This window comes from Rhodococcus sp. NPDC056960 (genome assembly GCF_042674125.1).
GTDB lineage: Bacteria > Actinomycetota > Actinomycetes > Mycobacteriales > Mycobacteriaceae > Rhodococcus_F.
In genome coordinates, this window is sequence record NZ_JBHURF010000065.1 from 1 (window position 1) to 12859 (window position 12859).

At 62.3% G+C, this 12859-nt stretch carries 11 protein-coding genes and 2 pseudogenes; 7 read left to right on the plus strand and 6 right to left on the minus strand.

Annotated features, from left to right (window positions below):
* Positions 1-804: 804 nt before the first annotated feature.
* Positions 805-2313 carry a BCCT family transporter gene (locus ACFTWF_RS44400; RefSeq protein ID WP_378467428.1) on the plus strand — a complete coding sequence of 503 codons (1509 nt, stop codon included), beginning with the start codon at positions 805-807 and terminating at the stop codon, positions 2311-2313.
* Positions 2314-2408: 95 nt separating this feature from the next.
* Here ACFTWF_RS44400 and ACFTWF_RS44405 read toward each other — a convergent pair.
* Positions 2409-3645, minus strand: a pseudogene (locus ACFTWF_RS44405) (fatty acid desaturase family protein).
* Positions 3646-4023: 378 nt separating this feature from the next.
* Between ACFTWF_RS44405 and ACFTWF_RS44410 the strand changes: the two are divergent.
* A complete protein-coding gene (locus ACFTWF_RS44410) occupies positions 4024-4353 on the plus strand; it encodes a WhiB family transcriptional regulator (protein ID WP_378467419.1) in 330 nt (109 codons plus the stop codon).
* 22 nt (positions 4354-4375) lie between these two features.
* Here ACFTWF_RS44410 and ACFTWF_RS44415 read toward each other — a convergent pair whose 3' ends face one another.
* The gene (locus ACFTWF_RS44415; RefSeq protein WP_378467420.1) at positions 4376-4831 is read right to left on the minus strand and encodes a RidA family protein; all 456 of its coding nucleotides are present in this window, start codon (positions 4829-4831) and stop codon (positions 4376-4378) included.
* A 388-nt stretch (positions 4832-5219) separates the two neighbouring features.
* On the opposite strand from ACFTWF_RS44415, the gene ACFTWF_RS44420 reads away from it, so the two are divergent.
* From ACFTWF_RS44420 to ACFTWF_RS44430, 3 genes are all read left to right on the plus strand, one after another.
* On the plus strand, positions 5220-7682 hold the full coding sequence (locus tag ACFTWF_RS44420; protein ID WP_378467421.1) for an FAD-dependent oxidoreductase: 2463 nt from the start codon (positions 5220-5222) through the stop codon (positions 7680-7682).
* A gap of 113 nt (positions 7683-7795) precedes the next feature.
* Positions 7796-8416 (plus strand): cyclodeaminase/cyclohydrolase family protein, encoded by a 621-nt coding sequence (locus ACFTWF_RS44425; RefSeq protein ID WP_378467422.1) that lies wholly within the window; start codon positions 7796-7798, stop codon positions 8414-8416.
* Positions 8413-9312 carry a bifunctional 5,10-methylenetetrahydrofolate dehydrogenase/5,10-methenyltetrahydrofolate cyclohydrolase gene (locus ACFTWF_RS44430; RefSeq protein ID WP_378467423.1) on the plus strand — a complete coding sequence of 300 codons (900 nt, stop codon included), beginning with the start codon at positions 8413-8415 and terminating at the stop codon, positions 9310-9312. Before ACFTWF_RS44425 ends, ACFTWF_RS44430 begins: the two co-directional genes overlap by 4 nt.
* 82 nt (positions 9313-9394) lie before the next feature.
* Here the strand turns inward: ACFTWF_RS44430 and ACFTWF_RS44435 are convergent, their stop codons facing one another.
* Positions 9395-10069, minus strand: coding sequence for a GntR family transcriptional regulator (locus ACFTWF_RS44435; protein WP_378467429.1), 675 nt, complete (start codon positions 10067-10069; stop codon positions 9395-9397).
* A 204-nt stretch (positions 10070-10273) separates the two neighbouring features.
* Here ACFTWF_RS44435 and purU point away from each other — a divergent pair, with 204 nt between their 5' ends.
* The gene (purU, locus tag ACFTWF_RS44440) at positions 10274-11122 is read left to right on the plus strand and encodes a formyltetrahydrofolate deformylase (RefSeq protein ID WP_378467424.1); all 849 of its coding nucleotides are present in this window, start codon (positions 10274-10276) and stop codon (positions 11120-11122) included.
* A gap of 107 nt (positions 11123-11229) precedes the next feature.
* Positions 11230-11403 (plus strand): hypothetical protein, encoded by a 174-nt coding sequence (locus ACFTWF_RS44445; RefSeq protein WP_378467425.1) that lies wholly within the window; start codon positions 11230-11232, stop codon positions 11401-11403.
* Positions 11404-11495: 92 nt separating this feature from the next.
* On the opposite strand, the gene ACFTWF_RS44450 is transcribed toward ACFTWF_RS44445, so the two are convergent.
* The 3 genes and pseudogenes from ACFTWF_RS44450 to ACFTWF_RS44460 all read right to left on the minus strand — a co-directional run.
* Positions 11496-11744, minus strand: a complete 249-nt coding sequence (locus ACFTWF_RS44450) for a hypothetical protein (RefSeq protein WP_378467426.1) — start codon at positions 11742-11744, stop codon at positions 11496-11498.
* 11 nt (positions 11745-11755) lie between these two features.
* Positions 11756-12364, minus strand: a complete 609-nt coding sequence (locus ACFTWF_RS44455) for a 5-formyltetrahydrofolate cyclo-ligase (protein ID WP_378467427.1) — start codon at positions 12362-12364, stop codon at positions 11756-11758.
* A gap of 394 nt (positions 12365-12758) precedes the next feature.
* A pseudogene (locus ACFTWF_RS44460) lies at positions 12759-12859 on the minus strand (GntR family transcriptional regulator); the annotation flags it as partial.

Sequence of the window (12859 nt, forward strand, 5' to 3'; positions counted from 1 at the left end):
CACCCGGACCGGGATCCGGAACGGTGATCGTCGCGATCTCGACGGGGGCACCCTTGGATCGGGCGATGACGCCTCGTACCTGCTGCGGCATGGGACGGTACTCCTACTCTTCGAGCGGTCCGAGCCATGGCCGCTCGAACAGCTGTCGCACCAACTTGTCAAAGACTAATATATCAATTTGCTGACTGAATCGGTAGCCCCGCCTGTTCAGTGCTACTCAACCCGGGGATTCGCCGTCCACCTCCCCACCAAGGGTGCCTACTGGCAAGCATCGGCAGATCGTTCGGCAGGCGTAATGCTTGGGCGAATTCCTGGGGAGTGCACGCCCGAGCATTCGCGCCACGTCATCGAACGATGCTGCCCCCGAGGGGCACTGGGGGCGGACCGCGGCCGAGCAGGAGGCTCTTCATGCCCTCGAACCCGAAGTGTCGAGTCCGCGAAAGGGACGCAAACCTACTGGTGAGTGATCTACACCATTTTGGATACCTGACTTGACATAGATCACAGTTGGCCGCAGTGTTGTTCCCCGTGGAACACGTAGTTGCGCAATAAGCAACACAAATCGGGACTGGCCGCCTTCGCGCCGGGCCGTCTGGACTCCGTTCACAAACCTACTCAGCGATGCGCTGCAGGGAGACTGATGTGACAACAAATGGCAACCCACTCGGGACGGAAACCGAAGCGATCCCCCATCAACCATCCCACTCCGAGGTTGTCGACCCTCGTACCGACGATGGGCAAACCGATCCCCGTGCCGTCGACAGCGTAGAGGGTGCTGTACCCGAGAAGAAGACCGATCGAGTGGTGTTCGGCATTACAACCGTCATCGTGGTGGCGATCCTGGGGTGGGGACTGTTATGGCCGACGAGCCTGACGACCACGACGTCGTCGCTCCTGGACTGGGTGGTCACCAACCTGGGATGGCTCTTCGTTGTGTCCGCCACAGGGTTCGTCCTGTTCGCGCTGTGGCTGGCCCTCAGCCGATACGGACGCATCCCGCTTGGTAAGGACGGGGAGAAACCAGAGTTCAACACCGTCAGCTGGATTGCGATGATGTTCAGCGCCGGTATGGGAATCGGTTTGATCTTCTGGGGCGTGACGGAACCGCTGACACATTTCGTCCAGCCGCCACCGGGAATCGCCGATTCCACGGTGGGCACCGCGATGGCGACCGCACTATTTCATTGGGGACTGCACCCGTGGTCGATGTACGCAGTGGTTGGTCTGTCGATCGCGTACGGCACGTACCGGATGGGGCGCAAGCAACTCATCAGCTCGTCGTTCATTCCGCTCATCGGCCGCCACGCTGAAGGGCCGATCGGCAAGGTAATCGACATCTTGGCGATTTTCGCCACCATGTTCGGTACAGCCGCTTCGCTTGGACTCGGAGCACTCCAAATCGGCTCTGGAATCAAGGTTCTCGGATGGATGGGCGAGGCCGGAACATTCCTACTCGTTTCGATCGTCGCAATACTCACCCTGGCCTTCGTAGCCTCCGCTGTTTCCGGGGTCTCCCGCGGAATTCAGTGGCTCTCGAACATCAACATGGTGCTTGCTCTTCTACTCGCTGTCTTCGTGTTCGTAGCCGGCCCAACGATATTCATCTTGAATCTGCTGCCCACCACGTTGGGTGACTACGCAGCACAAATTGCCAGCATGTCGGCGCGCTCGGCGGCGTCCGGTGATGCAGCGACCGAAACCTGGCTCTCCTCCTGGACCATCTTTTACTGGGCATGGTGGATCTCGTGGACCCCGTTCGTCGGTATGTTCTTGGCCCGAATCAGCCGGGGCCGGACGATCCGCCAGTTCGTCGTCGGGGTAATCCTTATTCCGAGTTCCGTGAGCCTCGTATGGTTCGTCATCTTCGGCGGGGCGGCCATCGGCGAACAACGTGACGGTACCGACCTGTTCTCCCGCGGCACTCCGGAATCGCAGCTATTCGGCATGCTCGATCACCTGCCCCTTGCAGGCGCCTCATCACTTCTCGTGATGGCTCTCGTCGCAATCTTCTTCGTCTCCGGCGCGGATGCTGCTTCGATAGTGATGGGGACACTGTCCCAACGAGGAACGCTGGAACCGACCCGCCCGACCGTAGCGTTCTGGGGTGTCGCCACCGGGGGCATTGCCGTGCTGATGCTGTGGACAGGCGGAACGGACGCGCTGAACGGTTTGCAGACGATGACGATCATCGTGGCGGCTCCATTCGCGATCGTGATGATCGGCATGTGTGTGTCACTGTATCGTGACATCACCCGAGACCCGCTGGTCACAGAGCATCTGGAACCGAAGCACGTGAGCACCCAGCGCAAGTAGGTTGAGCGGCGCTCAACCCATAGGCTGGCGAACTACATGCACAGCCAGTGCGTGGCATCGGAAACTGCTCGGTTGTCGAGGAGCGTCGATGCCGCCTAACGCTTCAACAAGCCACGCATCCCCCTCGTCCCCGGCCCCCGTGAGATTGCCGTCTTCAGCCCCTGGCGGCGGCCGGTCACGGGATCGATTGTCGCCGTGATGTTTCCACCGAACTTGCGCTCCGACGCCGTCTCCGGCGCGTCGTCCGCCGTTGCCTTGAGGTACTTGTTCGGCAGCGACAATTTGGCGATGGTCCGCCACGACTTCGCGTACTGCACCAGGAACGGTCCGGTGGTATACGGCAGGTCGTACTTCTCGCACAGTTCCCGCACCCGGACGGCGATCTCCGCATAGCGGTTGCTCGGCAGGTCGGGGAACAGGTGATGCTCGATCTGGTAGCTCAGGTTGCCGGACATGAAGTCCATCACCCTGCCGCCCTCGATGTTCGCGCTACCGAGCATCTGCCGGAGGTACCACTGCGCGGGCGTCTCCTTGTCGATGTCGGCCTTCGTGAACTTCTCGGCGCCGTCCGGGAAGTGCCCGCAGAAGATGATCGCGTTGGCCCACACGTTGCGGATCACGTTGGCCGTCAAGTTGGCGGTGAACGTACTCTTCCACGCAGGACCGGTCAGGGCCGGGTAGATGACATAGTCCTCGAGCAGCTGCTTGCCCATTTTCGTGCCGACTTCGCGGAGTTTTCCTTCGTTTCCGCGGTGAGCTCACCCCGCTTGACCATCTTGCCGAGCTCGAGGCGCTGGACCGCGGCGCCCCATTGGAAGAACAGGGTCAGCAGCGTGTTGTAGACCAGATTGCCGGCATTGAACGGGTGCCACCGCTGCTCACGGGTGACGCGGAGCAGGCCGTAGCCCACATCGTCGTCCATGCCGAGGACGTTGGTGTACTTGTGGTGCAGGTAGTTGTGCGTCTGCTTCCAGTGCGCGGACGGGTCGCGAATGTCCCACTCCCACGAGGTGGAGTGGATCTCCGAATCATTCATCCAGTCGCACTGCCCGTGCATCACATTGTGGCCGAGCTCCATGTTCTCGATGATCTTCGCGACCCCGAGCATGCCGGCTCCGAGCAGTCACGCCGGGCGCTTTCGGCTCGCGCACAACACCGCGCGACCGCCGAGTTCGAGCGACCGCTGCACCCTGATGACGTTTCGCACGTATCGCGCGTCGCGTTCACCGCGTGATTCCTCGATACCGCGGCGGATCGCATCGAGTTCCTGCCCGAGCGCCTCGATATCGGCTTCGGGAGATGTGCGCATTCCTGGACATCGGCAATCGCCATGGGGGTACCCCTACTGAATGAGAGCGACGCAAAATTCGCCGCGATGTACGCAACCGGACCTACGGTACCGCTGGTAAGTGTTGCCTTACAAGCAATAGCGCTCCACGAATCCCTGGACGACCAACGCCGATACGCGCGGAACCTGACTATTGGCACCGGAGAGGCGGGCAGACGACATCAAAACGGTAGGTTCATGAGATATACTGCAGAGGAACACTTTTCAAATTCGCCACCTCGCATGAGTGTCCAAACATAGGTCAGCCAAATCGCCGGCAACGGCGGCCCGCTCACTTGCCTCAGGCGAAGTCAACTCCTGACCCGCCGATTGGGGAGCAGCGCCGCCGCGCTCTCATGGCGCGAACTACAACGGAGCCGAAAATGCCTCTGCACAACTTCACCACAGTCGCCGCACCTCCGGACGAGGCGGATTGGCGCCTACGAGCGCGGTGCCGCTCGGAAGGCATGGACGTTTTCTTCTCTCCCAGCGGGGAGAACAAGCCGCGCCGCGCTGAACGAGAACGTGCAGCAAAAGATATCTGCGCCGCGTGCCCGGTCATTGATTGGTGCCGAGATCATGCACTGACCGTGCAGGAACCATACGGAGTGTGGGGAGGGATGTCGGAGGCCGATCGCCGTAAGAGCACCGAGATCGGTAGGGATATGCGGGTTCGGAGCCTGCATTTCCTGCAATTCCATCGGCAGAATTGACAGGCTCCGATCCCTTCGCGTCTCACTCGATTTCGACGATGATCTCGACTTCGACCGGTGCATCAATTGGCAATGCAGCCACCCCGACCGCTGAACGCGCGTGGACCCCCGCAGGACCGAACACTTCTGTCAGCAATGTCGAGGCACCGTTGACGACGGCAGGCTGGCCTGTGAAATCCGCTGCCGAGGCAACGAAGCCGACAACCTTCACCACCCGGCGGACCGAGTCGATCCCAACCAGGTTGTCAACGGCAGCCAGCGCATTCAAAGTACACACCCTGGCGGCGACCTGCGCATCGTCCGGGTGCACGTCGGAACCGACTTTTCCTTTGCTCTCGAGAACGCCGTCGACTAGAGGCAGTTGCCCTGACGTATAGACGAGATTCCCCGTCCTGACGGCGGGAACGTAGGCGGCCAGCGGCGTGACGGGTTCCGGCAGCACATACCCGAGTTCGGTGAGGCGAGAATTCCAGCTCAATGGTGCACCTTCCTCGACGAGGGCCGAGACGCCCTCTGGGTTGATATATCAGTTGATCGTAACTGAAACATCAGAAATACCAGCAGCTTCCCCCGAATCCCCAAACCTTCCGAAGTAGCCCCGGGCAAAGGAAGCGCTTTCGCTGCCCGCTTCCAGCCGAGTTGCGGCGGGCCGCCTCGCACGCCCCTCATTCACGCGATTGCACCCCGCGGCGGGTTGACCGCCCGAGTGACACACACTACAGTGCTTGATATATCAGTTGTCGACCTCGCTGTACCGCGGCTGCTGGGCACGCGTAGCACGTCGGCTGTCGGCTCAAGGCGACAGCACGTGTTGAGGCGATCCGCGGGGAGCAGGCGATCGCACATCCATTCCAGGAAGGACCATCATGGGTTCACCGCGCGTAGTGATCATCGGAGCCGGCATCGTCGGCACGAACCTGGCTGACGAGCTCACCGCTCGAGGTTGGGACAAGATCACCGTCCTCGACCAGGGGCCTCTGCCACTGACCGGCGGCTCCACGTCGCACGCACCGGGCCTGGTGTTCCAGACCAATGCGTCCAAGACGATGACTGAATTGGCCCGGTACACGGTCGAGAAGTTCATGAGCCTGGACGTCGACGGCGAGTGGTGCTTCAACCAGCTCGGCGGACTGGAGGTCGCCACCACTGAGGAGCGACTCGCGGACCTGCACCGCAAGCAGGGCTGGGCGACCTCGTGGGGCATCGAGGGCAGCATCCTCGATCCAGCCGAATGTGCGAAACTGCATCCGCTTCTCGACGAGAAGCGCGTCCTCGGCGGCCTGTACGTCGAGACCGACGGACTCGCCAAGGCGTCCCGCGTCGTGGTCGCACTTGCCCGGCGCGCCGAAGCCCGCGGAGCGGTGTTCCAGGGTTCGACGAAGGTGATCGGCATCGAGCACTCCGGCGGCAAGGTCACCGGTGTTACCACCAATCACGGCGTGGTACCTGCCGACATCGTCGTCTCCTGTGCCGGTTTCTGGGGTCCGGACGTCGGCGAGTTGATCGGCATGAACGTGCCGCTGCTCCCCTTGGCGCACCAATACGCCAAGACCGGACAGATCCCCGAACTCGTCGGCCGCAACACCGAACTCGCAGAGTCGGGCTTCCCGATCCTGCGGCACCAGGATCAGGACCTCTACTTCCGCGAACACGTCGACCGCCTCGGCATCGGCACCTATGCGCACCGTCCGATGCCGGTGAACACCCGCGAGCTGACCGACAGCGACAAGATCTCCGATTCCGATATGCCGTCGATGCTGGCGTTCACCGAAGAGGACTTCGCGCCGTCGTGGGAGCAGTCCAAACTGCTGCTCCCCTGCCTCGAGACCGCGAAGATCGAGCACGGTTTCAACGGGGTCTTCTCCTTTACCCCCGACGGCGGGCCGCTCATCGGTGAGTCCCCTGACATCGCCGGGTTCTGGATCGCCGAAGCCGTGTGGGTTACACACTCCGCCGGTGTAGGCCGTGCAGTCGCGCAGCTGCTCGTCGATGGTCGTTCCGAGGTCGAACTGCACGGCTGTGACGTGCACCGGTTCGAGGAAATCCAGCTCGATCCCGATTACGTCAGCGAGACGTCTCAGCAGAACTTCGTCGAAATCTACGACGTCATGCACCCCCTGCAACCCAAGATTTCGCCGCGTGACGTGCGGGTCAGCCCGTTCCATGCCCGGCAGAAGGAGCTTGGCGCGGTATTCCTCGAGGGCGCCGGCTGGGAGCGTCCGCACTGGTACGAAGCGAACGCTGACCTGGTCGCCCAGCTTCCCAGCGAGTGGCAGCCGCCGGCCCGTGAGCCCTGGGCGGCGATGTTCCACTCCCCCATCGCCGCGGCTGAGGCGTGGAAGACTCGAACCTCGGTGGCGATGTATGACATGACACCACTGAAGCGTCTCGAAATTTCCGGTACCGGCGCCCTTGCCCTGCTCGAGCGCCTGACCACCAGCAAGATGGACAAGTCGATAGGATCCGTCACCTACACCCTCGCGCTCGACGACGTCGGCGGGGTACGCAGCGACCTCACCGTTGCCCGCTTGTCCGACACCGTTTTCCAGGTCGGCGCCAACGGCAACCTCGATCTCGACTACTTCCGCCGCCAGGCGCCCACCGACGGTACCGTCCAGGTCCGGGACACCACCGGTGGCACCTGCTGCATCGGCCTGTGGGGCCCCCGCGCCCGCGATCTGGTGCAGGCGATCAGCCGGGACGACTTCGCGAACGAGAACTTCAAGTACTTCCGGTCCAAGCAGGTCCGCATCGGCGGCGTCCCGGTCACTGCGATGCGGCTCTCCTATGTCGGTGAACTCGGCTGGGAGCTGTACACCTCGGCCGACAATGGGCAGCGTCTGTGGGATGCGCTCTGGGCGGAGGGGCAGAAGTACGAGGTCATTGCCGCGGGCCGGGCCGCGTTCAACAGCCTGCGGATGGAGAAGGGCTACCGCTCGTGGGGCTCCGACATGACCACCGAGCACAATCCTTACGAGGCCGGTCTCGGTTTCGCGGTCCGACCCCAGAAGGGCGATTTCGTTGGACGGGACGCTCTCGAAGGTGTCTCCGATGAAACCGTGACACGGCGGCTGGCGTGCCTGATGATCGATGACCGCAAGTCGGTTGTGCTCGGCCATGAACCCGTCTTCGTCGACGGCAAGCCTGCGGGCTATGTCACCAGTGCCTCGTTCGCCCACACGGTCGGGGCGCCGATCGCCTACGCCTGGTTGCCCGCGAGTGCGACGGTCGACACCGCCGTCGAGATCGAGTATTTCGGGCGGCGGATTCCCGCCACCGTTGTGGCCGAACCGCTGGTCGACCCCGAGATGAAGAAGATCCGGTCCTAGCTCCACCTGTCGGGGTGCTGGCTCGCTCAACAGGGGGCCAGCACCCTTTGCTGGGTCACTCGATGGCCCATTGCTTCGTCTCAGCCCTCCATACCGACAGGACGAACAAACTCATGCGATACGACACGATCAGCGCATTTCTCGAGTCGCTCGCTGCCCGAGTACCCGCGCCCGGCGGCGGTGCGACCGCAGCGCTTCATCTCGGTCAAGCCGCCGCGCTCGTAGCCATGGTGGCCCGATACACGACCGGCGATCGGTTCGCCGAACACAGCGCTCTGGTCGAGCGTGTGTGCACCGGTGCGGATACGCTGCGGGAGAAGGCGCTCGAGCTCGCCGAGGAAGACATGGCGGCCTTCAGCTCCGTAATCGACACGTACAAACTTCCCAAGAGTACTGACGCGGAGATCGCCGCACGGTCAGCAGCGATCGAGAAGGCGCTGGTGAGTGCGGCGCAAGTTCCGGCGGATGTCATCGATGCGGCGGGAGCGGTAATCGCGTTCGCCGAGGAGCTTCTACCTGTTGGCAACCGCAACGTCGTCAGTGACGTTGCGGCGGCCGCGGAGGCGGCCCGAGCCGCAGCCACAACGGCTCGGGTCAATGTCGAGATCAATCTGCCCGGAATCACCGATCCGGCAATCCGGCAATCCCTCATCGCCGTTGCCGACTCTGTCGATGTCCTTGCTGACCGCGCCGACGCCGTGACTGCCCGAGTAAGAAAGCAATTGAAGTCATGACTAGATCCCTGGGTGGCTCCGAACTGGCCGCCACCATCCGCCACGATGCGTCCGTCGCGGCCGCCGCGCTCACCGAGATGGGAATCCAGCCCAAGCTGGCTGTCGTTCTGGCTACTGCCGACGAGTCGACCGCCTGGTACGTGCGCTCCATCGCTGGAGCCGCCAAGCGCACCGGGATCCTTTGCGATGTTGTCGATCTCGGCCCGGATGCAACGACCGAACAGATCCATAGCACCCTGGTTGATTTGGGCCATGACCCGGATGTGCACGGCGTCATCCTGCAGACCCCGCTGCCGAAAGGCACCGATCTCGATATCCTGCGAGAGGCGATCACCCCTGACAAGGATATTGATGGTGCCAACCCGGTCAGTCTCGGCCGGCTGATCGCGCACCTGCCGGCGTTCGCGCCCGCCACCGCGCAGGCGGTCCTCGCCTTGCTCGACTTCCACGACGTCGATCTGCCAGGTAAGACCGCCACTGTTGTGGGACGGTCAACGGTCGTCGGAATCCCCGCTGCGCATCTGCTCGTGCAGCGCGACGCGACCGTCACGGTGTGCCACCGGCACACCGCCGATCTCATCGCCGGTGTCCGGTCAGCGGACATCGTCGTTGTCGCGGCGGGCATTCCGGGACTGATTACCGCGGAACACATCGCTGACGGTGCAATAGTCATCGACGTCGGCACAACCGCCACCGACGACGGCGAACTACTCGGTGACGTCGACGCAGCCTCGGTGGCAGGGCGCGCCGGCGCGCTGACCCCGGTGCCCGGTGGAGTCGGTCCGGTGACTACCGCGCTGTTGCTCAACCACACCGTCGATGCCGCGACGACTCAGAGCGCCCGGAGACGTGCGGAGAAGACCATGAAACTCGTCGGGTTGCCCGGCAACGATTGAGATCTTGGTGGGTGATCGGCGTCGTCGGGGAGGGCGAGGCCGATCATCCACCATCCTGTTCGTCTGCAAGAGCGCGCGGGCGCTATATGACTGTGCGGACTGCCTTTTCGAACCCGATCACATGTTCGCGCGCGATTTCTGCGGCGAGGTCACCTTGACCGTTGGCAATAGCGCGCAGCAGATCCCCGTGCTCACCGACGTGCTGGGGAACGGATGGCAACCGTTCGAGGAACAGACAGAAGATCCGGGTCGCCAGATTGTCGTATCGGACGAGGACGTCCTCGAGGTGTGGATTGCGTGCGACCCGATAGATGGTCCGATGCACCGTGAGGTCCCACCGCATCAATTCGTGCCGTTCGATACCGACAACGTCGAGTTCATCCGTCTTGTCCGCCATGTCGAGAAGCAGCTGCCGAAGAGTTGGGGAAGCTGCTTCCGCCGCTCGTCGCGCTGCCACCGGCTCGAGGTGAGCTCGGATCTCGCAGATGTGACCGAGGTCGGAGACATCGACGCCGGTGGCGTACGTTCCCCTCCGAGGAAACGAAATGACCAGCCGCTCCGCCTCGAGCCTCTTGAGTGCTTCTCGAACCGGGGTTCGCCCCACCCCGAGCTCTTCGGCGAGCACGCCCTCAACGATTGCCTCGTTGGGCCGAATGTCGAGCATGATCAACTTGTCCTGGATTGCGGAATAGGCACGGTCCGATAGAGAGATCGCACTCGCATCCGCTTCTACCGCCTGCAGCCCCATGCGGGTCATCTTAGCGTTTCCCTCGCAACTCTTGACCCTTCCCCCTCTGCCTGTGATACTAATAACCATCTGATATATCACTTCGCTAGAACTGGCACTCTAGCTGCCCGATCCCATGGGATACGGAATGGTTTGCCGACGCACACATCCAGCCGATATCCGCTCACGACGCCGCCGTTGCCAGGGAGAGCGTCCAGCACCGAGGAGACGCACATGACCGAAACCTTCACCTTGACGCTCAGTTGCGCCCAGCGACCCGGAATCGTTCACGCAGTCAGTTCCTTCTTGTTCGAACAGAACTGCGACATCGCCGAACATCAGCAGTTCGACGACACACAGAACGGTGCATTCTTCCTCCGCACGTCGTTCATCTCGGCCGGCACTCTCGACGTGGAGCGTCTGACAGCTGAGTTTCGCAGTGTCGCTGAGAAGTTCGGGATGACGTTCAGCTTCAACGGTTGCAGCGTGCCGCGCGTGGTCGTGATGGTTTCGAAAATGGGCCATTGCCTGAACGACCTCATTTTCCGCTGGCGTGCCGGCAATCTCGGTGCGGAGTTGGTTGCCGTCGTTTCCAATCACGAAACCTTGCGCCCGATGGCTGAAGCGGCAGGTCTACCCTTCGTTCACATCCCTGTGACTGCGGCGACCAAACCGCAGGCCGAGGCGCAGCTGCTCGAGCTCGTAGATGAGTACAGCGCCGACCTGGTCGTGCTCGCGCGGTATATGCAGGTGCTGTCCGATGACGCATGCCGGAAACTACACGGCCGTGCGATCAACATCCATCACTCGTTCCTGCCCGGGTTCAAGGGGGCCAAGCCTTATCACCAGGCCTTCGATCGCGGGGTCAAGCAGGTCGGGGCGACCGCTCACTATGTCACACCGGATCTGGACGAGGGCCCCATCATTGAGCAGCAGGTGATCCGCATCGATCACAGCTTCGATCCCGCACGACTCGCGACCGTCGGCCAGGACGCCGAAGCTCTGGCATTGTCCCGTGCTGTTCGCTGGCACTGCGAGAATCGGATTCTTCTGCACGGGCACAGGACGGTGATTTTCAGCTGAAAGGTCCTCGGCTGCCGCAGAACCTCAGCCATGATGCGCTCTGCGGCACCGCATCATTTTTCGAGCCCCGATCGTCTGGGCAGAGTGTCGAGCTGAAAGGTGCTGCGATGAGACGGCTGTCCGTCCAGTGCGGGACGAGAACTGACGAGTACTCGGCCGGTTTTACCGGGCATGTGCTCGATGGCGGAGTCCTTCGCGTGCTCGCCCCCGACAAGCAGATCGCTGCGTCCTATCCACCCGCAAGCTGGACCATCCTGGCCGCGCAGTCATACGACGAGTGAGAAGGGCCAGGCCTTGTCTGTCGTGGTCACGCAGGGGTCTTCTGGATAGCGCAGGCGCTATCGCGGGGAATCTTCGAGTGGTGCATCCACACTCACTGGCGCCGGTAAGCCCGCGCCTTCGAACTTCCCCGAACAACACAGATGCGCCTGAGCTGGGCGAGAAGATCTGGGGCAAGGTCAATATCGGGGCACATCCTGCCATCTGGCCTGAGGGCGGTGGCCAGGCGGCTGAAAAACTGATCCGAGCTCAGCCCGAACTCGAGGAAGATGTCCTCTGCCGTGCCGCCACCCCAGTGCCGCCACTTGATCGCGAAATCGACGAGATCTGTCTCCGAGGTCATATCAATCCTGTCTATGAGCACGTCGGGGCGATCGGCCCCGAGTCGAGCGGCTGAAGACCACTCGTTGGGGTCAGGGCATGTGTCATCCGGATGTCGTGGGGATCGTCAGGAAGTGCGCGGACCAGCTCATCGTCGTTGACAACAGCGATCAGCGGGATGTCATTGTCAACCTCGGCCAGGCTCCGGTCGTAGTAGCCGGCTCCTCGCCCCAATCTGACCCCCCACAGATCGACTGCAAGCGCCGGAACGATGATCATGGCGGCATCTGACAGTGCATCGGATCCGAGGTCCGGTCCTGTTGGTTCACGCAGTCCGAAAGCGGCAGCAGTCAAGTTTTCGGCGCCGGAGTAGGCGGCCCACGACAGCGGTCTGTCCGCGACGGTGAAAGGGAGTAGCACCCGGGCGCCATTGTCCTTCAGCGCATCCAGCATCGACACCGAGCCGGGTTCGGTGCCCAGAGGCACGTAGGCGGCCACTGTTTGCCCTGGCTGCACCAACTTCCGCAGATGGTCGGTGACGCGCTGGTTCGCGCGGCGCATTTCGCTGTCGGTCCGCTGTCTACGCGCCTGGAGGATTCGGCGCCTCCATGCTGCCTTACTGCTGATGTCGCGCAGGTTCATCTCGAAAATCCGCCGGTCGAGTCGAGGTTGATCAGGAGTGTGGGTTTCTGGCTACGCCAGCGCTACTCGCGGGTGGAGCCGGCACACCAGAACATGATATGCAGTCTATATATTAACTGCATATCACTTGTACATCTACCCCATGCGCACCCATGCGGAACGTGCGCGCATTTCGGTGATCGCGGCACAGCAAGATCAGGTGTGGTGTTTCGAGGTGGGCTCGATTGGCAGATCCTGTACCCGCACAGCAAAATGCTTCGTAGACAACTTGATTCGTACAGCGGGGGGCGTGGCGCGACAACCGAGTGAAGTGGTCAGACGCCGTCACTGGCGGATTCGACCGTCCACCACGAAGTCTTTCGCAAAGGCTGTCGATTACTTCCTCGAACCCCGGCTAGATCAGGTCGCGGATGGCTTGCTCGAAGCCGGTGACGTGGGCGAGGGTGAGGGCGGAGGCGGTGTCTCCGTCGCCGTCGACGATGGCCCGTAGCAGTT

Bases quoted from the DNA above. Each gene is read 5' to 3' on its own strand.
- ACFTWF_RS44410 (WP_378467419.1), top strand. From the start codon at position 4,024: ATGCCTCTGCACAACTTCACCACAGTCGCCGCACCTCCGGACGAGGCG.
- ACFTWF_RS44420 (WP_378467421.1), top strand. From the start codon at position 5,220: ATGGGTTCACCGCGCGTAGTGATCATCGGAGCCGGCATCGTCGGCACG.
- ACFTWF_RS44425 (WP_378467422.1), top strand. From the start codon at position 7,796: ATGCGATACGACACGATCAGCGCATTTCTCGAGTCGCTCGCTGCCCGA.
- ACFTWF_RS44430 (WP_378467423.1), top strand. From the start codon at position 8,413: ATGACTAGATCCCTGGGTGGCTCCGAACTGGCCGCCACCATCCGCCAC.
- ACFTWF_RS44435 (WP_378467429.1), bottom strand. From the start codon at position 10,069: ATGACCCGCATGGGGCTGCAGGCGGTAGAAGCGGATGCGAGTGCGATC.
- purU (WP_378467424.1), top strand. From the start codon at position 10,274: ATGACCGAAACCTTCACCTTGACGCTCAGTTGCGCCCAGCGACCCGGA.
- ACFTWF_RS44445 (WP_378467425.1), top strand. From the start codon at position 11,230: ATGAGACGGCTGTCCGTCCAGTGCGGGACGAGAACTGACGAGTACTCG.
- ACFTWF_RS44450 (WP_378467426.1), bottom strand. From the start codon at position 11,744: ATGACCTCGGAGACAGATCTCGTCGATTTCGCGATCAAGTGGCGGCAC.
- ACFTWF_RS44455 (WP_378467427.1), bottom strand. From the start codon at position 12,364: ATGAACCTGCGCGACATCAGCAGTAAGGCAGCATGGAGGCGCCGAATC.